The organism is Devosia sp. Leaf64, from assembly GCF_001421945.1.
Classification (GTDB): domain Bacteria; phylum Pseudomonadota; class Alphaproteobacteria; order Rhizobiales; family Devosiaceae; genus Devosia.
The window spans coordinates 171,545-192,630 of record NZ_LMLO01000006.1 but is presented as its reverse complement, the minus strand read 5'-3'; the positions used below and the strand labels follow the sequence as shown (position 1 = coordinate 192,630).

Annotated in this window: 23 protein-coding genes; 14 read left to right on the top strand and 9 right to left on the bottom strand. The window is 62.1% G+C overall.

The features are described 5' to 3' along the window. The first annotated feature begins 17 nt into the window (after positions 1–17). Positions 18–1,505 carry a glycerol kinase GlpK gene (gene glpK, locus ASE94_RS04720; RefSeq protein WP_062629403.1) on the top strand — a complete coding sequence of 496 codons (1,488 nt, stop codon included), beginning with the start codon at positions 18–20 and terminating at the stop codon, positions 1,503–1,505. Between the two features lie 31 nt (positions 1,506–1,536). Then, positions 1,537–1,839: an alkylphosphonate utilization protein gene (locus tag ASE94_RS04715; RefSeq protein ID WP_062629402.1), complete on the top strand. Its 303-nt coding sequence runs from the start codon at positions 1,537–1,539 to the stop codon at positions 1,837–1,839. A 3-nt stretch (positions 1,840–1,842) separates the two neighbouring features. On the opposite strand, the gene ASE94_RS04710 is transcribed toward ASE94_RS04715, so the two are convergent. Next, positions 1,843–2,661, bottom strand: a complete 819-nt coding sequence (locus ASE94_RS04710; protein ID WP_156351854.1) for a DUF1499 domain-containing protein — start codon at positions 2,659–2,661, stop codon at positions 1,843–1,845. A 77-nt stretch (positions 2,662–2,738) separates the two neighbouring features. Then, a complete protein-coding gene (gene pdxH, locus ASE94_RS04705; RefSeq protein WP_062629437.1) occupies positions 2,739–3,368 on the bottom strand; it encodes a pyridoxamine 5'-phosphate oxidase in 630 nt (209 codons plus the stop codon). A gap of 113 nt (positions 3,369–3,481) precedes the next feature. Between pdxH and ASE94_RS04700 the strand changes: the two genes are divergently transcribed. Further along, positions 3,482–4,453, top strand: coding sequence for a DnaJ C-terminal domain-containing protein (locus tag ASE94_RS04700; RefSeq protein WP_062629400.1), 972 nt, complete (start codon positions 3,482–3,484; stop codon positions 4,451–4,453). Positions 4,454–4,625: 172 nt separating this feature from the next. Here the strand turns inward: ASE94_RS04700 and ASE94_RS04695 are convergent, their stop codons facing one another. Then, entirely contained in the window at positions 4,626–5,567 is a 942-nt protein-coding gene (locus ASE94_RS04695; protein ID WP_062629399.1) for an L-threonylcarbamoyladenylate synthase, read from the bottom strand. Between the two features lie 97 nt (positions 5,568–5,664). Between ASE94_RS04695 and ASE94_RS04690 the strand changes: the two genes are divergently transcribed. From ASE94_RS04690 to ASE94_RS04675, 4 genes are all read left to right on the top strand, one after another. After that, positions 5,665–6,612: a histone deacetylase family protein gene (locus ASE94_RS04690; RefSeq protein WP_062629398.1), complete on the top strand. Its 948-nt coding sequence runs from the start codon at positions 5,665–5,667 to the stop codon at positions 6,610–6,612. An 8-nt stretch (positions 6,613–6,620) separates the two neighbouring features. Beyond that, positions 6,621–6,872, top strand: a complete 252-nt coding sequence (locus tag ASE94_RS04685) for an exodeoxyribonuclease VII small subunit (RefSeq protein ID WP_061907722.1) — start codon at positions 6,621–6,623, stop codon at positions 6,870–6,872. 144 nt (positions 6,873–7,016) lie between these two features. Beyond that, positions 7,017–7,616: an SCO family protein gene (locus tag ASE94_RS04680; protein ID WP_062629397.1), complete on the top strand. Its 600-nt coding sequence runs from the start codon at positions 7,017–7,019 to the stop codon at positions 7,614–7,616. Continuing rightward, the gene (locus tag ASE94_RS04675; protein WP_062629396.1) at positions 7,613–8,353 is read left to right on the top strand and encodes a TlyA family RNA methyltransferase; all 741 of its coding nucleotides are present in this window, start codon (positions 7,613–7,615) and stop codon (positions 8,351–8,353) included. The genes ASE94_RS04680 and ASE94_RS04675 overlap by 4 nt, the downstream gene beginning before the upstream one ends. Here the strand turns inward: ASE94_RS04675 and ASE94_RS04670 are convergent. The 3 genes from ASE94_RS04670 to uxaC form a co-directional block, all read right to left on the bottom strand. Beyond that, complete coding sequence (locus ASE94_RS04670; protein WP_061907719.1) at positions 8,350–8,853, bottom strand: CAP domain-containing protein; 504 nt, start codon at positions 8,851–8,853, stop codon at positions 8,350–8,352. The genes ASE94_RS04675 and ASE94_RS04670 overlap by 4 nt on opposite strands. Before the next feature lie 18 nt (positions 8,854–8,871). Then, positions 8,872–9,723, bottom strand: a complete 852-nt coding sequence (locus tag ASE94_RS04665) for an aminoglycoside phosphotransferase family protein (RefSeq protein ID WP_062629395.1) — start codon at positions 9,721–9,723, stop codon at positions 8,872–8,874. A gap of 236 nt (positions 9,724–9,959) precedes the next feature. Beyond that, positions 9,960–11,378, bottom strand: a complete 1,419-nt coding sequence (gene uxaC, locus ASE94_RS04660; RefSeq protein ID WP_062629436.1) for a glucuronate isomerase — start codon at positions 11,376–11,378, stop codon at positions 9,960–9,962. A gap of 219 nt (positions 11,379–11,597) precedes the next feature. Between uxaC and ASE94_RS20840 the strand changes: the two genes are divergently transcribed. From ASE94_RS20840 to ASE94_RS04630, 7 genes are all read left to right on the top strand, one after another. Beyond that, complete coding sequence (locus tag ASE94_RS20840; RefSeq protein ID WP_156351851.1) at positions 11,598–11,759, top strand: hypothetical protein; 162 nt, start codon at positions 11,598–11,600, stop codon at positions 11,757–11,759. Positions 11,760–11,822: 63 nt separating this feature from the next. After that, positions 11,823–12,494, top strand: coding sequence for a response regulator transcription factor (locus ASE94_RS04655; RefSeq protein ID WP_062629394.1), 672 nt, complete (start codon positions 11,823–11,825; stop codon positions 12,492–12,494). Positions 12,495–12,640: 146 nt separating this feature from the next. Further along, positions 12,641–15,091 carry an extracellular solute-binding protein gene (locus ASE94_RS04650; RefSeq protein WP_062629393.1) on the top strand — a complete coding sequence of 817 codons (2,451 nt, stop codon included), beginning with the start codon at positions 12,641–12,643 and terminating at the stop codon, positions 15,089–15,091. Positions 15,092–15,154: 63 nt separating this feature from the next. After that, entirely contained in the window at positions 15,155–15,997 is an 843-nt protein-coding gene (gene dapD / locus ASE94_RS04645) for a 2,3,4,5-tetrahydropyridine-2,6-dicarboxylate N-succinyltransferase (RefSeq protein ID WP_062629392.1), read from the top strand. 394 nt (positions 15,998–16,391) lie between these two features. Continuing rightward, the gene (gene dapE, locus ASE94_RS04640) at positions 16,392–17,543 is read left to right on the top strand and encodes a succinyl-diaminopimelate desuccinylase (RefSeq protein WP_062629391.1); all 1,152 of its coding nucleotides are present in this window, start codon (positions 16,392–16,394) and stop codon (positions 17,541–17,543) included. Further along, a complete protein-coding gene (locus tag ASE94_RS04635; RefSeq protein ID WP_062629390.1) occupies positions 17,540–18,085 on the top strand; it encodes a hypothetical protein in 546 nt (181 codons plus the stop codon). Before dapE ends, ASE94_RS04635 begins: the two co-directional genes overlap by 4 nt. A 16-nt stretch (positions 18,086–18,101) precedes the next feature. After that, a complete protein-coding gene (locus ASE94_RS04630) occupies positions 18,102–18,665 on the top strand; it encodes a hypothetical protein (protein WP_062629389.1) in 564 nt (187 codons plus the stop codon). Here ASE94_RS04630 and truA read toward each other — a convergent pair. The 3 genes from truA to def form a co-directional block, all read right to left on the bottom strand. Then, positions 18,662–19,402 (bottom strand): tRNA pseudouridine(38-40) synthase TruA, encoded by a 741-nt coding sequence (gene truA / locus ASE94_RS04625; protein WP_062629388.1) that lies wholly within the window; start codon positions 19,400–19,402, stop codon positions 18,662–18,664. The two genes, ASE94_RS04630 and truA, sit on opposite strands and share 4 nt — an antisense overlap. A gap of 165 nt (positions 19,403–19,567) precedes the next feature. Further along, positions 19,568–20,491, bottom strand: coding sequence for a methionyl-tRNA formyltransferase (gene fmt / locus ASE94_RS04620; protein ID WP_062629387.1), 924 nt, complete (start codon positions 20,489–20,491; stop codon positions 19,568–19,570). 49 nt (positions 20,492–20,540) lie between these two features. Then, a complete protein-coding gene (gene def, locus ASE94_RS04615; RefSeq protein ID WP_062629386.1) occupies positions 20,541–21,056 on the bottom strand; it encodes a peptide deformylase in 516 nt (171 codons plus the stop codon). Positions 21,057–21,086: the final 30 nt, after the last annotated feature.

Below are 21,086 nucleotides of genomic sequence, written 5' to 3'. Positions count from 1 at the left end.
CGCGAGAGGAGACGAGCGTGACCAAATTCATTCTAGCCATCGACCAGGGCACCACGTCGAGCCGGGCGATCGTGTTCGACGGCGCGCGAAAAATTGCCGGCGTTGGCCAGAAGGAATTTACGCAGATCTTTCCGCAGGATGGCTGGGTGGAGCATGACCCAGAGGAAATCTGGGAGTCTGTGCTCTGGTCGATCAAGACGGCGCTCGACGAAGCCAAGATCGGCGCGGATGCGATCGCGGCCATTGGCATCACCAATCAGCGCGAGACGGTGGTGATCTGGGACCGAGAGACGGGCAAGCCGATCCATAATGCCGTGGTTTGGCAGGATCGGCGCACGTCCTCGATCTGCGCGGATTTGCGCAATGCGGGGCATGAGGCGCTGTTTACCGAGCGCACCGGCCTGCTGCTCGACCCCTATTTTTCCGGCACCAAGGTCAAATGGCTGCTCGAGCATGTCGATGGGGCGCGGGAAAAGGCGGAGGCAGGCAAGCTGGCTTTTGGCACGGTCGACACGTTCCTTATCTGGCGCCTGACAGGGGGCAAGATGCATGCGACCGACGCGACCAATGCGGCGCGGACGCTGATGTTCGATATCGGGCGAAATCAGTGGGATGATGAACTGCTCGATATCCTGGGCGTGCCGGCAGCGCTGTTGCCGGAGGTGAAGGATTGCGCCGATGATTTCGGCGTGACCGACAAGGCGCTGCTGGGCGCGGAAATCCCGATTCTCGGGGTGGCGGGCGACCAGCATGCGGCGACGATCGGGCAGGCCTGTTTCGAGCCGGGCATGGTCAAATCGACCTATGGCACGGGCTGCTTTGCGGTGCTCAATACCGGCAAAGACATGGTGCGGTCGGAAAACCGGCTGCTGACGACTATTGCCTATCGGCTCAATGGCGAGACCACTTATGCGCTCGAAGGTTCGATTTTCATTGCGGGCGCGGCGGTGCAGTGGATCCGCGATGGGCTGAAGCTGGTCAAGAATGCGAGCGAAACCGGGCCGCTGGCGCGGACGGCGGACCCGAGCCAGCACGTCTATATGGTGCCAGCCTTTGTCGGGCTTGGGGCGCCCTGGTGGGATGCCGAGGCACGGGGCGCGATTTTTGGGATTACCCGCAATACCGGGCCGGCCGAGATTGCCCGCGCGGCGCTCGAAGCGGTTTGCTACCAGACGCGGGACTTGCTTCAAGCCATGCGCAAGGATTGGACGGCGGACGAAGAAACCGTGCTGCGCGTCGATGGCGGGATGGTCGCTTCGGACTGGACCATGCAGTTTCTCGCCGATGTGCTCGATGCACCGGTCGATCGGCCAACGATTTTGGAAACGACGGCGCTGGGTGCGGCATGGCTCGCGGGCATGAAGGCCGGTGTTTGGCCGGGCATGGATGAATTTGCGGCAAGCTGGGCGCGGGACCAGCGCTTTGAGCCGGAAATGGATGCCGCGGAGCGCGACGCCAAGGTGGCCGGCTGGGACGATGCGGTGCGGCGGGTGCTGACGGCTTGATGCGGCGGCACCGAAATGCCATAGGCCGGGCATGACCCAAGACAATGACGACTATATCTATGACGAAGCGACAGGCGAATGGCGGCCGGCTTCGGAGGTGAGTTCTGCTGCGGCGGGCCCGGCCGTGGTGCGCGATGCGTCGGGCACCGTGCTCGCCGATGGCGATGCCGTGGTGCTGATCAACGACCTCGAGGTCAAGGGCGCCGGGCAGACACTGAAACAGGGCACGGTGATCAAATCGATCCGGCTGACTGACAATCCCGAAGAAATCGATTGCCGCCATGACGCGATCAAGGGCCTGGTCCTCCGCACCGAATTCGTGCGGAAGCGCTAGACCTTATTCGCCCTCGACGGCGGGCGCGGGTTCGTCGTCATCGGCGGGCGTCGGCTGATTAGCGGTTGGGTTATCGCGCAGAAGCGTCGTGACTTCATTATCGAGCGCGATCATGAAATCTTCGATGCGCGAGCCATTCGAGCCGAAATCGTGCGGCGCATTGATCGAGGCCGAGCGCATATCGACGCTGGCGCCGCCGGGCGTTGAGGACACACGAAGAACCGCTTCTTCGCGCCAGCCGGGAATGGTCGTGATCCGTGCATTGATGCGGCCAGGCGCGTCGACTGTCGGCTCGACCTTGCGGCGGATGTCCCAGCCCTGGGCGATGGCGAGTTTGTCGACGATGCCGAAGAGCTGGGTGACATCGAGCGGATAGGTGCGCGTCGTCGCATTGGGGAAGATGCGGGCCTGATCGTCCGGAGTGAGGAGGATGGGCGGCGGCATTTTTGCCGTATCGGGCAGGAAGAGCAGCGGCAGTTCGCCGCGCGCCACGGTCGCGATATCGGTGACCGGCGGATAGCGATAGGCGAGATAGCCATAGTAGCCGAAAGGCGCGAGGCAGATGAGCCCGAGGAAGAGGCCCGACAGCGCCTTCATCCAACCCTGATCGCCGGAAAACCACAGCCGGATCAGCGCCAAAACGGCGACGAGCACCGCCAGCGCCGAAACCGCCAGCGCCGCCATCATGACGATCAGAAAGCTCGGGGAATCGATCAGGCCCAGATGGTGCATAGCCACCGGCAGCACGACGAGCGGAATGGCAAGGCTGCCCAAGCGGCGAGCCCAGATTGCCGTTTTCGACGTTCTGATCAATATGCGCACGAAGAGGCCATTCCCTTGCTGGCGCTATGTTTACGGCAAAGGTGTTTCGCGACCCTGAACGGAACGGCTTCCCACTATCAGGGATAAAGCCGATTGCTCTGCCAGGTTCCGTCGACGGCTTCGCGGGTAAAGCGGACGCGATCGTGGAGGCGGTATTGGCCGTCCTTCCAAAATTCCATCATCAGCGGCTTGATACGGAAGCCGGACCAATGATCGGGGCGGATGACGGGGCCATCGCCGATTTCGGCGGTCAGCGCTTCGACTCGGCTTTCGAGCGTAGCGCGGTTTTCGAGCGGACGGGATTGCAGCGAGGCGGCCGAGGCGATCTGGCTGCCGCGATGGCGGGAGGCGAAATAAGCGTCGGCTTCAGCCGGGCTGACGACTTCGACTTGGCCACGGAGGCGGATCTGGCGGCGCAGCGACTTCCAGTGAAAGACGGCGGCCGCCTTGGGATTGGCCTGCAATTGCCTTCCCTTGTCGGAACCGAAATTGGTGAAGAAGCAAAAGCCGCGCTCGTCGCGCGCATTGAGCAGCACCATGCGCACATCGGGCAGGCCATCGGTATCGGCGCTGGCAATGGCCATGGCGTGGGGATCGTTGGGTTCGCTTTCCTGCGCCAAAGCAAACCATTCCTCGAAAACGGCAAAGGGATCGAGGTCCTCGCGATTGCCATCATCGAAAAGGCGTTCGGTGAGCGTCTGCAACATCGTCATATTCCCGCGCTTTTGCGCCCCGCAAAACTGGACAAGGCCATGGGGCGTCGCCATATAGGACTGCAATTGTGGGCGAAGCAACGCCCGACCCAGATAGATTGGACCAAATGCGCGATCCTTACACCGTGCTTGGGGTGCCGCGGTCCGCAAGCGAGAAGGACATCAAGTCCGCCTATCGCAAGCTGGCCAAGAAATATCACCCCGACCAGAATCCGGATGATCCTTCGGCGCACAACAAGTTCGCCGAGGCGACCCATGCCTATGACCTGTTGAACGACACCGAAAAGCGCGGCCAATTCGACCGCGGCGAGATCGATGGCGACGGCAATCCGCGCTTTGCCGGCTTCGGCAATGGCGGCTTCGGCGGCGGCGCGCGCGGCGCCCGGCCCGGTGCCGCTGGCGCGGGAGGCTTTTCGGCCGAAGACATCTTGAAGGAATTCATGAGCGGCTTTGGCGGCCAGCCCCGAAACGGGACGGGCGGCGCAAGGCCGGGCGCTGGCGGCGCACAATGGGACCCGTTTGCCGGCGGCATGGGCGCTGGCGGTGCTGGCGCTGGTGCGCAGGCGCGGATGAAGGGCGACGATGTGGTTGTTACCGTCGCGGTTTCGCTCGAAGACGCGCACAAGGCGGCTTCGGTTCCGGTGCGCATGCCGACGGGCAAGATGCTGTCGGTAAAGCTTCCCGAAAAAGTCGAGGAAGGCCAGCAGATCCGGCTCAAGGGCCAGGGCACGCCGAATGCCTTTGGCGAGCCAGGCGACGCTTTGGTCACGGTGCGCTTTGAGAAATCAAAGGTATTCCGCCGCGACGGGAATGACCTGCGCACCGATGTGTCGATCACGCTGTATGAAGCGGTGCTTGGGGCCAAGGTGCGCGTGCCGACGCTTGATGGTTCGGTGGAACTGAACCTGCCGCCCGGGGTGGATACGGCCAAAGCCCTGCGCCTCAAGAACAAGGGGCTTTATGGCGATAGCGATCTCTATGTGAACCTGCGGGTGGTCTTGCCGCCTGGCGGGGATCCGGACCTTGAGGCGCTCGCACGATTCATGCGGGATCAGAAGCCTTATAAGGTTCGGGATTAGGGATTTTGGGGTGGCGGGTGGCTCAGGAAGGCCCCCTCACCCGCCGCTTCGCGTCGACCTCTCCCCCTGAGGGAGAGGTGTCGCTCTGCGACCTTGACGTTCTCCCACCTCTCCCTTTGGGGGAGAAGTCGAATTGCAATGCAATTCGGGTGAGGGCGCCTCGCGCGTGTCCCTATCCCCGCGGCGCGGCGGCTCTTTGCAGGCGATCGTTGATCGCCTCGCCCAAGCCTTCATCCGGTATCGGCGCTACGGCGATCATTGTTGCCCCTGTGGCGTCGAGCTCGTGCAGCATCGCGAAAAGGTTGCGGGCGGCTTCGTGGAGGTCTGCGGCAGGAGAGAGGTTTCGCATTTCGCCTGGGAAATCCGGCGCATCGCCAAATGCCAGAAAGGCTTCGCCGGGCTGCGGCGTTGCGTTAAGCCGCATGTGGGCGTTTGGGGCATAGTGGCTGAGGAGCATGCCGGGGGCGGAGATTTTGGCGCCTTGTTCGGCTAGGGAGACTTTCAGGCCAAAGGATTGTTCGATGTCGCGACGGGCGAGCGCGCCGGCGCGAAGCTGGATGATGGTTTCGCCATCGACGGCGACGATGGTAGATTCAACGCCGGCCTGGCAGGGGCCGCCATCCAGCACCTTGATTTTGCCGGCAAAGCCGCGGGTGACTTGTTCGGCTGTTGTGGGCGAGAGTTTTCCGGAAGGGTTGGCGGAGGGCGCCGAGAGTGGTCTTCCGGTGGCGCGGATTAAGGCGAGGGCGATCAGATGATCGGGCATGCGCAGCGCGACGGTATCAAGGCCGGCCGTGGCGACATCGGACAGGCCGTGACCGGGGCGTAGCGGCAGGACGATGCTGAGCGGACCGGGCCAGAATTTTTCGGCCAATCTTCGCGCGAGCGGGGAAAACACGGCGAGCTTTTCGGCCATATCCAGATCGGCGACATGGGCGATCAATGGATTGAAACGTGGGCGGCCTTTGGTTTCGTAGATGGAGAGCACCGCATCGGCATTGGTCGCATCGGCGCCGAGGCCATAGACGGTCTCGGTGGGGAAAGCGATAAGCCCGCCCGAGCGCAGGCGCGCGGCGGCGGTGGCGATAGCCTCGTCATCGGGAATGGTGCTCATGGGCGGTGTTTGGCAAGCGGCAAGACCCGCGTCAAGCGGCGCGCATTCGGAACGGAAAAGTGCTATGCCGGTTTTCTGAAAACCCCAAAGGCCACAAGTGACAACGCTTCTCGTCAGCCAGCCCAATTTTGCCGACCATCAGACGCCGCAGGGCCATCCCGAGCGGGCGGAACGCATCGCTGCGGTCAACGAGGCATTGGCGCACGAGCATTTTGCGCCGCTGGTGCGGCGCGATGCGCCTTATGGCGACATAACATTGGCTGAACTCGTGCATGACGAGCGCTATATGGCCCAGCTTCGCGCGGCGCGACCCGCCGAGGGCATGGGGCAGCTTGATAGCGATACGTTCATCTCGGCCAAGTCTCTCTCTGCGGCGGCGACCGGGCTCGGCGGGGCGCTGGCAGCGCTTGATGCGGTATTGCTCGGCGAGGTCGACAATGGCTTTTGCGCTATTCGCCCGCCGGGGCACCATGCCGAGATCGATCGGCCGATGGGCTTTTGCCTGATCAACACCGTGGCCGTCGTGGCGCGCGAGGCGCAGCGGAAATATGGCGCGGAGCGCGTCGCGATCATCGACTTCGACGTGCATCACGGCAATGGCACACAGGATATTTTCGAGACCGACAAAACCGTCTTTTACGCCTCGAGCCATCAGATGCCGCTCTTTCCCGGCACGGGGCACCCGAGCGAGCACGGGGTCGGCAATATTTTCAACACGGCGCTCAAACCCGAAACCGATGGTTTCGCCATGCGCGAAGCCTATAATCAGGTGATCCTGCCGGCGCTCGATAATTTCGCGCCGGATATGATCCTCATTTCAGCCGGGTTCGATGCTCATGCGCTTGATCCGTTGGCCCAGCTCGAATGGGAAGACGGGGACTATGCCTGGATCACGGGGAAGTTGATGGATGTCGCCGAAAGGCGCTGCGCCAATCGGATTGTGTCGCTGCTCGAAGGTGGCTATGACCTCACGGGCCTTGCCGGAGGCGTGCGCCAGCACGTCGCCATGCTGATGGGCGGCACGGCAGGACGATTTAACGAGTAGGATGCACCATGGCCGAAATGAACGCGGATGACGTCAAAGCCCTGAGCTTCGAGGCGGCTTTGGAGCAGCTCGAACAGATCGTGCAAAAGCTCGAAAGCGGCCGCGCGCCGCTAGCTGAATCCATCGCCATCTATGAGCGCGGCGAAGCGCTGAAGGCGCATTGCGAAATGCTGCTCAAGACGGCGGAAGCAAGAATTGAGAAGATTACGCTGAGCCGTGAGGGTAAGGCCGTGGGCACTGAGCCGCTCGACGCGAATTAGTTTTTTCTGCGACGACCCCCACCTAGCCTCCCCCTGAGAGGGGGAGGGACGTTTCGGTGCGTGGGGCAAGATGATTTCATAGCCACCGGCTTTGCTCCTCCCCCTACCAGGGGGAGGTCGGGTGGGGGTTAAAGGCCCAAAAACATGACGACGAACAAAACCCTGCGCAATGTGCGGATCGTGCTGTGGGCGCTGGTGGCGGTGGCGGCGCTGGGGGCGACTTGGCTCTATCTTTATCGGCCGCCCGCTCGACCATTGGGGATCAATGGGCAGAGCTTTGCGCTCAATTCGACGCAGGGCGGGACGTTTACCGAGAAGGATTTGGTCGGCACGCCGACGCTGTTGTTCTTCGGTTATACGTTTTGCCCCGATGTGTGCCCGACGACGCTGGCGGAAACCACGGCCTGGCGCGCGCAATTGGGGCTGACGCCCGAGCAATTGCGGATCGTTTTCGTTACGGTCGATCCCGAGCGCGATACACTCGAAGCGGTGAAGTCCTATGTGGAAGGGTTCGATCCTTCGATTATCGGACTGGTGGGGGATCAGGGAGCGACCGATCAGGTGAAGGCCGCGTTTGGGGTCTTTTCGGAAAAGGCGGGCGATGTCGAGAGCGAGTTCTATCTCGTCAATCACACGGCGCTGACTTTCCTCATCGACAAAAATGGCGCCTTCCAGAGCACCATTGCCTATGAAGAAGCGCAGGATACCGCGCTCGCCAAGATCAAGCGGCTGGTCGAGGGGTGAGCGAGCGCATCAGGCTCGATCTGGCGCTGGAGCAGCGCGGGCTGCTGCCGAGCCGCGCAAGGGCGCGCGACGCTATTTTGCGCGGGACGGTGCAGATCAACGGCGAGCCTGCGAAGAAGCCGAACCAGATGGTGGGGCCTGACGATGTCATCGTGCTCGACGATCCAGCGGCGGGATATGTGTCGCGGGCGGCACTGAAGCTGATTGCCGGGCTCGATGCGGGCAGTGTGGATGTCAGCGGTAAGGTGTGTCTCGATGTCGGATCGTCGACTGGTGGGTTCACGCAAGTCTTGCTTGAGCGCGGTGCGGCGAAGGTGTTTGCCGTCGATGTGGGGCATGAACAGTTGCATGAAAGCTTGCGGCGTGATCCGCGCGTCGTGAGCCTTGAGGGGTTCAATGCGCGGGAGCTTTCGCGGGCGGAAATATCCGATCCCGTCGATCTTCTCGTTTCCGATGTGAGTTTTGTGTCGGTGACCAAGGTGCTCGAAGCGCCGCTGGGGCTCTGTGGGCTGAAGGCGCAGGCAGTTATTCTCTTCAAGCCGCAGTTCGAAGTCGGTCGGGATTTTGTCGGCAAGGGCGGGATTGTCAGCGACGCGGAGGCGTCAGCCCGGGCTATGGCCGAAGTGATCGGTTTTGTCGAAGCGCAGGGCTTTGTGCATCGGGTGAGCGTCGAATCCCCGATTGCCGGCGGGGATGGCAATCGGGAAACGGTGCTGGTGTTTTCGCGTGTGAGTTAAGCGCGCCACGCATCGAAACTGCCGCCGGCGATCATGGCCCAATAGAGTTTGCCGGAGCTGGTGCGGGCGGTGGCGAGGCCGAATTCCACGAATTTTGGCGAGAGCAAAGTGCTGCGGTGGCCGGGGCTGGCGAGCCAGCCTTCGATGACGGTCGGGAGCGTCTTATATCCCTTGGCGACGTTTTCGCCGACGGCGCCGAGATAGCCCGCTTCGGTGACGCGCTGGCGGAGGGTAACGCCGAGATCGTGGCTGAGCGTGTCTTTTCGTGCCATCAAACGCGCCTGGGACAGCGCGGCCGTTTCGAGGCGCGGATTATAGGCCCAGGCCGGTGCGCCATTGGCTTTGCGCGTGGCATTGATGGCGGCGATGATTTCGTCGCGCGTCAAGGTTTCCGGGCGATCGGAGGTGGCGGCCGGTAGCGGGGGGATGGTGGCCGAACAGGCCGAGAGCAGGCCGGCAGCGCCAAGGGCGAGAACCATGCGTCGCGAAAAGTGCGTCATCAGAAAAATCCGGTTCGATCAGGCGAGATCATAGGCAGTGAGCAGATTGGGCAGCACGGCGAGTTGGCCGGTGATGAGCTTGCCCTCGTCGAGATCCCAACAGGCCGAAAGCGCGGCGTGAGCGGCTGCCCAGCCGAGGATGCGCTTGCGGGAATAGCCGAGGCGCTGGGAGAGAATATCGGCGCGGGCGGCAATGCGCTTGGGGTCGGAGGCGATCTTGTCGGCGCGCTCGGGATTGATGAAGATATTGGCGCTCTCATAGGCCGGATCGCCGAGCAGGCCCTTGGGGTCGATGGCGAGCCAGCCACGATCGGAACTGAGGACATTGTCGTGATGCAGATCGCCATGAAGCGGCACGATGGCGCTGGGGCGATCGAACAGTTTTAGGGCAATGCCTGCCGAGCGGGCATAGAGATCGCGCGCCGTATGCGGCCAAGCGCGAACATCGGTATCGAAAAGGGTCTGGAAGCGCTCGCGCAACGGCTGGAGATTATCGGGCGCGTCTGGGCGCTGGCGATGGAGGCTAGCAATGACGGTCGCCATGGCAATCGTGGCTTCATCATCCTTGCCGGAACGGACGGGATCGCCCAGCGTGCCGCCATCGAGCCATTCCATGAAAATGGTATCGCCATGGCTATCGAAGACTGTGGCGGCGCCATCGCCTTCGTACCATTGGAGGAGGCGCACGCCCCTGCCCTCTTCGCGCGAGGCTTCGGGCTTGATGATCTTCAGAGCCGCAAAATTGCGGCCGTTCTGCTCGACCCGGTAAATCCAACTACGCGGGGTTTCCTTGACCGGCGTCGACTTGGTCAGGGACCAGCGGATCATGGCGCGGCTGAGAGCGGTTTCGACGGGAGACTGATTCATCATGGCGCCATTAGAGCAGAAGGCGTCGTCCGATTCGACGGGCGATTCGCAGTTGGCGCGAGAAGGTGATGAAAGTGTGGTGGGATTTGCCGTTTTTGGTGCGTGAGGCGCCACCCCCTCCCAGCCTCCCCCATCAAGGGGGAGGTGAAGGGACTGTGTTTTAGGTGAGATCGTGCCACGCACTCGATGCGGCAGCTCCCCCTTGATGGGGGAGGCTGGGAGGGGGTGACTACAGTTTCCTACTTGATCCGATACGCGTCCTTGGCCGCCTGATAGCTCAGATGCTTGGCGATCTCTTCGGCACTCGACTTGCTGATCCGGTTTTCGCCGACCCAGGTGCCGAGGAAGTGGCAGACTTCGCGGCGCCAGACGTCGTGGCGAGCAGGGATGGAGAGAAGCGCGCGGGTGTCGTCGTTGAAGCCAGCAAGATTGTAGAAGCCGGCGGTTTCGACGACCTGATCGAGATAGCGGCGGATGCCCTGTGGGCTATCGTGGAACCACCAAGGCGGGCCAATCATCAGCGAAGGCCAATAGCCGGCCATGGGAGCGAGCTCGCGGGCATAGGTGGTTTCGTCGAGGACGAACATGATCAGCCGAAGGTTCGGCTCGTTGCCGCAGCGCGAGAGGAGCGCGCGGAGGCCGCCGACATAATCGGTCGGGCCGGGAATATCGGCGCCGAGATCGGGGCCACGTTCGCCGAAGAGCAGCGGATCGGTATTGCGGCGCGATCCGGCATGGATCTGCATGACCATGCCGTCCTCAACCGAAAGCAGCGCCATTTCGGTCATCATCTGCGCGCGGAAGAGTTCGGCGTCATGGGCGTCGTGCTTGCCGGCCAAAATCTTGTCGAGCAAAGCCTGCTTCTCAACCACAGGCAAATCGGCGGTATTGGCCGTCGGCACGCCATGGTCGGTCGCAACGGCGCCAAAACGCCTGAAATATTCGCGACGCTTGCGGTGCGCGTTGATGAGGCCATTCCAGTTGGAAATGTCTTCGCCGGTCAGCTCGCCGAATTTTTTGAGATTGTCGACGATGGCGGGGCGGCTGGGGTCGGTGACGTCATCGGGGCGATAGGTGGTGCGGACCTGGCCAATCAGGCCCTGTCCTTCCATCGACTGGTGATGGGTCAAGGGATCGAGCGCGAATTCGGTGGTGGCGATGACTTCAACGTTGAAGCGATCGAGAATGGCGCGGGGCAAAAGTTCGGGCGAGCCGAGCTTGGCGTCGATGGCGTCAAAGATGCTGTCGGCTGTTTCTGCCGAAAGTTCATCAGTGATGCCGAAGACGGCGTCGAGCGAATGGTCGATCCAGGTTTTCGATGGCGTGCCGGCAAAAAGGAAATAGTTCTCGGCAAAAAGGCGCCAGGCTTTGCGGTTGTCCGCCTCGACCGGCTTGCCATCCTTCCGCGGAATGCCCAGCGCGTCATAGTCGATGCCGCGGCTTTTGAGCATGCGTAGCACATAATGATCCGGCGTCAGGAACAACGCCGTGGGGCTGGCGAAACGGCCATTGGTCGCGAACCAGGACGGATCGGTGTGACCATGTGGGCTGACGATGGGCAGGTCTTTGACCGCCGGATAAAGCTCGCGCGCAATAGACTTTTGCGGCTCGCTGGCGGGAAAGAGACGATCGGGATGAAGATGAGCGGACTGGGTCATGAAGGGTTTGTGCCATGAACCGGCGAGGCGTTCAACAACTTCCATACAAGATTGGATCTGTTAAAATTTAAGACAAATTAACCGCGTCTCCAATCGCCCGTTCGGGAAAAAGTCGGTCGGGCTTATCCTCTTGTCGCGGGTAAGAAACAGCACTTTCAAGGCGGCTGCCCAATCTTCGGTTCAGGTCCAGAGCGACCGGCAAAAGATGAGGGGATTGAGATGGCCAATCTTGAATTCGACACGCGCGCAGTCAAAATCGTGCGGACCCGGGCGCGGCGTGATGCGCATGTGCAAAGGGCGCAGCAAATGCTGGTGGCGGCGGGGCTCGCCTCGCTTTGCGTCGTCGCCGTAGCTGGGGTTTTCCTCGGCCAGGTGCTGTAGAAAACGAACACCCACTTTTGGCCTGACATGCTGTAGTATCCCTTTGAGGAGACATACTTCTGCATGCGAATTCTTCTGGTCGAAGATAACGAAGACCTGGGCGAGGCGATCGAAAAGCGCCTGCGCACCGCCGGACATTCAGTCGACTGGGTGCGCGATGGTGCCGACGTTGTGCCCGCAGCCAAGGGCGAGGATTTTGATGCCGTCGCGCTCGATCTGATGCTGCCCAATCGCGACGGGATTAGCCTCATTGCCGAACTGCGGCGCGAGAAGTTTTCGGCGCCGATCCTCGTGATGACGGCGCGCTCGGAAATCGACGACAAGGTGAGCCTTCTCGATCTCGGAGCGGATGATTATCTCGTCAAACCCTTCGATCTGCGCGAACTCGAAGCGCGGTTGCGCGCGCTGATCCGGCGGACGGGTGGGCAGACGAGCAGTGTCCTAGCGCTGGGTGATCTCGAACTCGACCTGGCCGGGCTCAATGCCAGCGTCGGCGGCAAGCCGCTTGAACTGGGGCGGCGGGAATTTCGGCTGCTCGAGATTTTGCTGACGCATGCAGGCAAAGTGGTCGCCAAGGAGCGGCTGATGAACCAGCTTTTCAATTTCGACGAGGCCGTGTCGATCAATGCGCTGGAGCTGCATATTTCGCGATTGAGGAAGAAGCTCGAGCCGGCGCGGGTGGAGATCGGGACTGTGCGCGGGGTGGGTTATGTGGCGCGGGCGGTGGATGGGTAGCCTGACGATCGTGTTTGCCGTCACCCCCTCCCGGCCTCCCCCATCTAGGGGGAGGTGCTGGGCCGATGGGTTTGGCACTTACACTGCCCCAAACGCGATGCGGCACCTCCCCCTTGATGGGGGAGGCTGGGAGGGGGTGACCGCCCATGTCCGCTAAACCCTTCTCCATCCGCCGCCGCATTCTGGCGCTGGCCGTTGCGCTCTTGCTGGCCGCGGCCGTGGTCCTCATCGTCTTCATCCGCGATTATGCCGAGCGCGCCGCCGACAGCGCGTTTGACCGGTTGCTCGCCGCCTCGGCCTTCACCATTGCGGGGGCGGTGCAGGTCGAGAACGAGACAGTGTTTGTCGAATTGCCCGTCGCCGCCTTTGCCATGTTTTCCGGCGCCGACCGGGTCTTTTATGCCGTCGAAGGGCCGGATGCAGTGACGGTAACCGGCTATGAGGACCTGGCTCTCGCCATGGACGAGACCACGTCTGCGGAGCCGCGGTTTCGCGATCTCGATTATCGCGGCGAACTCGTCCGCGTCGCGAGTATCGGGCGCTTGATTTCGACGGCGAGCGATACCGGCTGGGTAACGATCCATGTCGCCGAGACGCAGAACCAGCGACAGGCGTTGGCCAATGAAATTTTGTCCAATGCCATCGTGCCGGTGATCGCGCTGACGCTGCTCGCCGTGGGGCTGGTCTGGTTCGGGATTTCGCGCATGTTCGCGCCGCTAACCGAGCTGGAGCATGATCTCCTGGCGCGGCCGCCTGACGATCTGTCTCCCCTAACAGTGCCGGTGCCGGACGAGGTCGATCACCTCGTTGCTGCGCTCAACGGCTTCATGGGGCGATTGCAAAAGACCATGGAGCGGGTCAGCGGGCTGGTTGCGGAGGCAGCGCATGAGGTGCGGACGCCGCTCGCCTCGCTCCGCGCGCAGGCGGAGGTGGCGATGGACGAGCAGGAGCCGGCGGCCCTGCGGCGTCGCATCGAGCGCATCCATAGTGGCGCGGTGCAGGCGAGCCAATTGGTCAGCCAACTTCTCATGGACGCGACCATTTCCCACCGTCTCGAAGCGCAGGAAAGCGAGATGGTGATGCCCTGGAGCCTCGTCGAGGAAATCTGCCAGCGGCTCGATATGGAGCAATTGGGCCGGCTCTCGCTCGAGGCCGACGAGGCCGCGCAAATGGCGCAGATCCGCGGCGACCGGGTAGCCTTGCGCGAAATGCTGCGCAATCTCATCGACAATGCGCTGGTCTATTCGGCCGGGGCTGTGGAGATCGACATGCGCGTCTCGGGGGAAAGCCTCCTCGTGTCCGTGATGGATCGGGGTCCGGGCATGGATGCGGAGGATAAGGAGACGGTGCTCGAACGGTTCAAGCGCGGCAAGGCGAGCGGCGGCACGGTGGGATCGGGTCTGGGACTGGCGATCGTCTCGCGCGTGGCGACGGGCCATGGGGGCACGCTGCGGTTTATCGATCGCGAAGGGGGCGGGTTGACGGTCGAAGTGGCCTTGCCTTTGCCACGCGGATCATGGCGGCAAGGTGTGGCTGTTCTGGCGGGACTGGTTGTTGCGGCCATGCTGATCATGCCCGGACAAGCCGAGGCGCGGAGCACGACTTATCCGGCGCCGAGCGGGGTGGAAGATCAGGTGCTGACCATTGTCGGGGTGACGGACACGCCGCTCTTTGCTGCCTTCATCACCGGGTTTCAGGCCCAGCATCCAGCGGTCAGCGTCGTCTATGAAGAGATGGATTCGCTGCCGCTCTATGATCAGTTTCTTGCCGGCACGCTGCCCGTCGCGCCCGATCTCCTGATTTCCTCGGCCTCTGACCTGCAGCTCAAGCTGGCCAATGATGGACATGCGCAGGCCTATGACAGCCCCTATCTCGGCGATCTGCCGGATTGGGCACATTGGCGCAACGAGGTTTTCGGCTTCACCTTCGAGCCGGCGGTGATCATCTACAATCCCGACCGCATCGCACCTGATGAGGTGCCGCGGACACATCTGACGTTGGCGGAGCTTCTGGAAACGCAGACGGAGCGGTTTCGCGGGCAGATCGCGACTTATGACATCGGCGTCTCGGGCGTCGGCTTTCTGCTCGCCTCGCAGGACCAGACGATTTCCTCGACCTTCTGGCGCCTGGCGGCTGCGTTCGGGCGGGTCAATGCGCAGTTTTCGGGGTCGAGCCCGGCCATTCTCAATGGTGTGGCCGATGGCACTCTGGCGCTCGGCTATAATGTCCTCGGGTCCTATGCCTTTGCGCGGCAGGCGGAGGGAGCCGATATCGAGATCATCGTCCCCGACGATTATGTGCTGGTGCTGACGCGCTCGATGCTCATTCCGCGCGAGGCCAAGGCCGTGGGTCTCGCCGAAGATTTCATCGACTTTGCGCTATCGCCCGAAGGCCAGGCCATTGCGGCGGGCGGGACGGCGCTGGGGTCGGTGGTGCCGGGATCGGCGGGTACATGGACGAGCGAAGCCATCGCAGCGCGCGGGCGCGGGGTCATCCAGGCGATTTCGCTGGGTCCGAGCCTGATGGTGGCACTCGATACGCTCAGGCGGCAGCGGTTTTTGGATACGTGGAAAGAGATCGTGTCGCCAAAGCTTTGAGCGCCGTTGACACAGAACCGGGCCCCGCTATGGTCCGCGCCAGTCTTTCCCTGAGGAACTGCCATGTCCTACGCCCAGCTGTCCGCCACTATCGATGCCGCGTTTGAAAACCGGGCTGAGATCAATTTCTCGACCAAGGGCGAGGTGCGCGATGCAGTGGAAACGGCGTTGGCGCTGCTCGACAGTGGTACACTGCGCGTAGCCGAAAAGGTTGGCAGCGACTGGCAGGTGAACCAGTGGCTCAAGAAAGCCGTGCTGCTGTCCTTTCGCCTCAATGACAATGTGCTGATCGAGGGCGCGCCGGGCGGTGCCAACTGGTTCGATAAGGTACCGAGCAAGTTCGAGGGCTGGGACGAGAAGCAGTATCGCAAGTCTGGTTTCCGCACCGTGCCGGGCGCTGTCGTGCGTCAGTCGGCCTTTATCGGCAAGGGCGTCATCCTGATGCCGAGCTTTGTCAATCTTGGCGCCTATGTCGATGAAGGTACCATGGTCGACACCTGGGCCACGGTCGGCTCCTGCGCGCAGATCGGCAAGAATGTACACCTCTCGGGCGGCGTCGGCATCGGCGGCGTGCTCGAGCCGCTGCAGGCCAATCCGACCATCATCGAAGACAATTGCTTTGTCGGCGCGCGCTCCGAAGTCGTCGAAGGCGTCATCGTCGGCGAAGGCTCTGTGATCTCCATGGGCGTCTTCATCGGTGCCTCGACGAAGATCATCAACCGCGCAACCGGCGAAGTGCATATGGGCAAGGTGCCGCCCTATTCCGTCGTCGTCTCCGGCTCGCTGCCCGGCAAGCCCCTGCCCGATGGCACACCCGGCCCGAGCCTTTATTGCGCCGTCATCGTCAAGACCGTCGACGCGCAGACGCGCTCCAAGACGGGGATCAACGAGTTGCTGCGCGACTAGAACTGCAGCGCGCCATTTGCTACCCTCTACTTAGCCAGTACTTAGGGGGACTAGATGGCAATTGCAGTTCAGATGATCAACCGATCAACCCAAGCCCGCAGACTTGGGTTGCAGGGCTTTTCTTGGACGACACTCTTTTGGGGACCATTCCCAGCACTTTTCAGAGGGCACTTCTTGGCTGCCCTAGTGCTATTTGCAGCCGCTCTCTGCACGATGGGACTATCTTCAATATTGTTCGCGTTCTTTTATAACGGATGGCATTGGAATTGGCTTATCGGAAAAGGCTTCTCGCCTATGGATCAATACTCAACCGCTCCGATTCACATCGTGAACAATGTCGGTTCAAGTGTAATATCCACGCCCTAAACACTTTCCAGCATTTTGCGGATTCACAATGATGGATCCGCAAAACCTGATCGAGCGCTTGATTGCCTGCCCTTCGGTGACGCCGGAGGCGGCGGGGGCGTTGGAGCTGTTGACCCATGAGCTTGAGGCAATCGGGTTTTCCGTGACGCATTTGCGCTTTGAGGGCGATGGGTCTTATCCCGTCGATAATCTCTTTGCGACGCGCGGGACCGGTGGGCGAAAACTGCTGTTTGCCGGGCATACCGATGTGGTGCCGCCCGGCGATCTGGCTCAATGGACGAGCGATCCCTTCGAGCCGCGCGTGGCGGATGGAAAACTCTTTGGGCGCGGCGCTGCGGATATGAAATCGGGCATCGCAGCTTTTGTCGCGGCCTGTTCGGCTATTCCGGCCGATGCCGGCACGATCCAGCTTGCCATAACTAATGACGAAGAGGCCGACGCCATCAACGGCACCGAAAAGCTGGTGCGCTGGATGGCGGACAATGGCCATAACTTTGATTTCGCCCTGGTGGGCGAGCCGAGTGCGGCAGAGTTTCTCGGCGATAGCATCAAGATCGGCCGGCGCGGCTCGTTTTCGGGCACCGTGACGGTAAGAGGGGTGCAGGGGCACGTTGCCTATCCGCACAAGGCCAATAATCCCCTGCCCGTGCTTGCGGCGATCGTGACGGCGCTGAGCACGACCAAGCTCGATGACGGCACCGAGCATTTTCCGGCCAGCAATCTCGAAGTGACGACGGTCGATGTCGGCAATCCGACGGGCAATGTCATTCCAGGGGCAGGGACGCTCAAATTCAATATCCGCTACAATGACACCTGGACCCCTGACACGCTGGCCGACTGGGTGAAGGCGCGGATTGTGTCGGTCGATGCTAGGGGCACGAGCGTCGATTTCGCCATTGCCGGCGTGCCATCCCGTTCGTTCCTTTCGCCGCTGAGCGAGGATATCGACACGCTCTCCGACGCCATCGAGGATGTGACGGGACGGCGGCCGGAATATTCGACCGGCGGCGGCACATCGGATGCGCGCTTCATCGCGCAATATGGGCCGGTGGTGGAGTGTGGGCTGGTTGGCCCCTCCATGCATAAGGCCGACGAGCATATTTCCATCACCGATCTTGTCGGGCTGACGGCGATCTACGAGACCTTTATGGGTCGGTTTTTTGCGGCGGAGACGCCATGAAGATCTGGGGGACCATGAGCGAAGCCTTGAAAGGCTGGATCGCCATTGTCCGTGGCGATGCCGATTGGGCGCGGCATTTTGCTATTTCGGCAGCGGGGCTCGCGATCGCGCTGGTCCTGTTCTTTTTCTTCGCGCTGCTCTCTATTGCCCTGGCGACGGCCGATGTCGGCATTCCGAGCTTTTTCGGGCTGACCATCGCGCTTGTGGTGCAGGGTCTCTCGATCCTCGCGCTTCTCGGCGGCATCCTGATCACGCGCAAAATCATGCCGGGCGAAATCAGCCTGATGCGGCTGATGGTCCCAGGGATTTACGCGCTGATTGCCTATCTGATCGCAGGGAGCATTCTGTCGCTGATCGCCGGGCCGGTGTTGATTTTGCTTTGGATTGGGCTCGCCTTTCTGCTCTTTTGCCTGGGGCGGCAGGCAGGGGGCTGGACAATCGGCGTTGCGGCCGCCTTTGCAGTTTTGACCATGGTCCTGCTTGTCGGCATGCCCGTGACGCTCTACATGGCTCTTGGCCCCGTGGCCGCGCCCACCCCTTGAGACGAGACCCACGCTTTTGGCCCAGTCCAATTCCGCCTTTTTCGACGAAGCTGCCAATGCCATCCGGGGCTGCATCGCCCTCGTCATGGGCAAGCGCGATTCATCGAGCTATTTCGATTTTTCCCAGCGCGGTCTCGTCGGCAGCCTGATCGCGGTTCTCGCGGCCATGATCCTTGCTGGTTTTGGGCCGCTGCTGCTTGGCGCGCCGATGCCATCGGGCGCTGCGACACAGTCGATCGTGATCAATGCCGTGCTCTTCGTCGCCCAAGCGTTTACCGCTTATCTCGCTTTGCGCCAAATGGGCCGGCAGGATGGGTTCATTCCCTATCTCGTCGCCAGCAATTGGGTGACGCTGCTATCGGCAATTTTGCTGCTGGTCGCGACGATTTTCGGGCCGCTCGGCATCATCGTGCTGCTGGGCACGGCGGTCATAGCGATCCTCACTTTCGTCAATATCGGCCGGTTCATCGTGACGTTGGCGCCTCTGCAGATCGGGCTTTTGTTCCTGTCGCAGGCTGTCGGCGTGTTCCTGGCGCTGGGTCTTGTGACTCTGATCTTGCCTGCGCCGCCTATGCCCTAGGAGTAATCGACCCTGAAGAAATAGAGCCCGGCCGATGGCGCCATGGCGCCGCAGCGGCTGCGGTCGGCGGCGTCGAGCGCAGCGCGGAAATCATCGGGGCTCCACTTCCCTTCACCCACGAGCTTGAGCGAACCGACCATCGAGCGCACTTGATGGTGGAGGAAGCTGCGCGCGCTGGCAGTGACGATCACATGGTCGAGCTCGCGGCGCACGGCGAAATGATCCAGCGTGCGGATGGGCGAATTGGCCTGGCACTCGGACGAGCGAAACGTCGTGAAATCATGTCGGCCGAGGATTTTTTGGGCGGCGACGTGCATGGCATCCGCATCGAGCGGCATGGGCACGTGCCAAACCCGATGGCGCTCAAGCGCGGCGGGGGCGCGGCGATTGAGGATGCGATATTCGTAGTGCCGCGCGAGGGCCGAGAAGCGGGCCTCGAAGGTGTCGGGCGCAAGTTCGCAGGCAATGACTGCCGCGGGATGCGGGCGCAGGTGATAGTTGAGGGCCTCTCGCACGCGAAACGGGTCGCGGTCGGTCGAGAGGTCAAAGCTCACGACCTGGCCGAGGGCGTGCACGCCGGCATCGGTGCGGCCGGATGCCTGGGTGACGATGGTTTCGCCCGAGAAGCGAAAAATGGCTTCTTCGAGGGCTTGCTGAACGCTCATCCGATCGGCTTGCCGCTGCCAGCCGCAGAAGGGGGTTCCGTCGTATTCGAGGGTGAGTTTATAGCGGGGCATCGTCGTCCCGCATAAACATCGTGGCTCTCGCCCCCCTCCCCATCCCTCCCCGCGAGGGGGAGGGTGTTGGAGCTGTGGGTTGGCCGCTATGCAGCCTCAATCTCACGGCGGCACCTCCCCCTTGACGGGGGAGGTTGGGAGGGGGTGCCGGAAGGCACGAAGTCGTCAAACCACCCGCTCCGGCAATACCCCGGCCCCGCGCAAAAACGTCGCTGCGTCCATGGCACCCTTGCCTTCGCGCTGCACCTGGGTGAGGCGGACGGCGCCGGTGCCGCAGGCTATGGTGAGGTCCGGGCCGATCAGACTGCCGGGCGCAGCGCTGCCGGAAGCGAGCGTCGAGCGCAGGGCTTTGACGCGCGTCGGCTTGCCCGCCAGTTCCAGTTCGAACCACGCGCCCGGGAAGGGCGAGAGGCCGCGGATGGTGTTGTGAACTTCCTCGGCGGATTTGGAAAAATCGAGTTTGGCCTCGGCCTTTTCGATCTTTGCCGCATAAGTGACGCCCGTTTCGGGCTGGGGCGTGAAATCAAGGCTCCCGCGTTCCAGCGCCGCCAGGGCACGGCCCATGAGATCGGCGCCGAGGCGCATCATCTGGTCGTGGAGTTCGCCCGCCGTCATATCGGGGCCGATGGGAATGATCTCGGTTGGGCCCATTGCGCCGGTATCGAGGCCTTCATCCATGTTCATGACGACGATGCCGGTCTGCTTGTCGCCGGCCATGATGGCGCGCTGCATAGGCGCGGCGCCGCGCCAGCGCGGGAGCAAGGAGCCGTGGAGGTTGAGGCAGCCCTCAACCGGCGCCTCGAGAATGGGCTTGGGCAGGATCAGGCCATAGGCGACCACCACGGCGACTTCGGCGCCGAGCGAAGCGAACTGAGCCTGCTCGGCCTCATTGCGAAGGCTTTTCGGCGTGAAGACGGGAATGCCGAAATTTTCAGCCGCTTCATGCACCGGGCTTTTACGCTCGGCCTGGCCGCGGCCGGCCGGCTTTGGCGCGCGCGTATAAACGGCGAGCACTTCGTGGCCGGCGGAGACGATCTCGGTCAGCGTCGGCACGGAAAATTCGGGCGTGCCCATGAAGACGACGCGCATTGGCTTTACTCCTGGGCAATTTTCTCCGCGCCGGCGCGGAGAAAAATTCTTAGCGTGCGGCCAGCTTCGCTTGCTTGTCGAACTTCTTGATCACGCGGTCGCGCTTCAAGCGGCTGAGATAGTCGATGTAGAGCACGCCATCGAGGTGATCGAGTTCGTGCTGGATGCAGACGGCGAGCTTGCCGTCGGCGTCCTTGGTCACTTCCTTGCCATCAAGATCGGTGTATTTCACCGTCACCGTCGAAGGGCGCTCGACTTCATAATAGAGTTCGGGGATCGACAGGCACCCCTCTTCGGTCACCTGGATTTCGTCGCCAAAATTGGTGATCTCGGGATTGATCATAACGAGCGGCTCTGGCGTTTCCTTTTCGCCGGCCAGATCCATGACCACGATGCGCTTCAAGACACCGATCTGGGGCGCGGCGAGGCCGATGCCCGGCGCGTCATACATGGTGTCGAGCATGTCCTTGGCCAGCGTCTTGATCTCGTCGTCGACCTCAACGATCGGATCGGCAACGGCGCGCAGGCGCGCGTCAGGAATGATGAGAATTGGGCGGATGGCCATGGCAAAGGTCCGGCGATATCTGGATTTGCC

Bases quoted from the DNA above. Each gene is read 5' to 3' on its own strand.
- uxaC (WP_062629436.1), bottom strand. From the start codon at position 11,378: ATGACCCAGTCCGCTCATCTTCATCCCGATCGTCTCTTTCCCGCCAGC.
- fmt (WP_062629387.1), bottom strand. From the start codon at position 20,491: ATGCGCGTCGTCTTCATGGGCACGCCCGAATTTTCCGTGCCGACGCTG.
- def (WP_062629386.1), bottom strand. From the start codon at position 21,056: ATGGCCATCCGCCCAATTCTCATCATTCCTGACGCGCGCCTGCGCGCC.
- ASE94_RS04655 (WP_062629394.1), top strand. From the start codon at position 11,823: ATGCGAATTCTTCTGGTCGAAGATAACGAAGACCTGGGCGAGGCGATC.
- ASE94_RS04680 (WP_062629397.1), top strand. From the start codon at position 7,017: ATGACGACGAACAAAACCCTGCGCAATGTGCGGATCGTGCTGTGGGCG.
- ASE94_RS04670 (WP_061907719.1), bottom strand. From the start codon at position 8,853: ATGACGCACTTTTCGCGACGCATGGTTCTCGCCCTTGGCGCTGCCGGC.
- ASE94_RS04665 (WP_062629395.1), bottom strand. From the start codon at position 9,723: ATGATGAATCAGTCTCCCGTCGAAACCGCTCTCAGCCGCGCCATGATC.
- ASE94_RS04685 (WP_061907722.1), top strand. From the start codon at position 6,621: ATGGCCGAAATGAACGCGGATGACGTCAAAGCCCTGAGCTTCGAGGCG.
- pdxH (WP_062629437.1), bottom strand. From the start codon at position 3,368: ATGTTGCAGACGCTCACCGAACGCCTTTTCGATGATGGCAATCGCGAG.
- ASE94_RS04650 (WP_062629393.1), top strand. From the start codon at position 12,641: ATGTCCGCTAAACCCTTCTCCATCCGCCGCCGCATTCTGGCGCTGGCC.
- ASE94_RS04700 (WP_062629400.1), top strand. From the start codon at position 3,482: ATGCGCGATCCTTACACCGTGCTTGGGGTGCCGCGGTCCGCAAGCGAG.
- ASE94_RS04635 (WP_062629390.1), top strand. From the start codon at position 17,540: ATGAAGATCTGGGGGACCATGAGCGAAGCCTTGAAAGGCTGGATCGCC.
- truA (WP_062629388.1), bottom strand. From the start codon at position 19,402: ATGCCCCGCTATAAACTCACCCTCGAATACGACGGAACCCCCTTCTGC.
- ASE94_RS20840 (WP_156351851.1), top strand. From the start codon at position 11,598: ATGGCCAATCTTGAATTCGACACGCGCGCAGTCAAAATCGTGCGGACC.
- dapD (WP_062629392.1), top strand. From the start codon at position 15,155: ATGTCCTACGCCCAGCTGTCCGCCACTATCGATGCCGCGTTTGAAAAC.
- ASE94_RS04715 (WP_062629402.1), top strand. From the start codon at position 1,537: ATGACCCAAGACAATGACGACTATATCTATGACGAAGCGACAGGCGAA.
- ASE94_RS04695 (WP_062629399.1), bottom strand. From the start codon at position 5,567: ATGAGCACCATTCCCGATGACGAGGCTATCGCCACCGCCGCCGCGCGC.
- dapE (WP_062629391.1), top strand. From the start codon at position 16,392: ATGATGGATCCGCAAAACCTGATCGAGCGCTTGATTGCCTGCCCTTCG.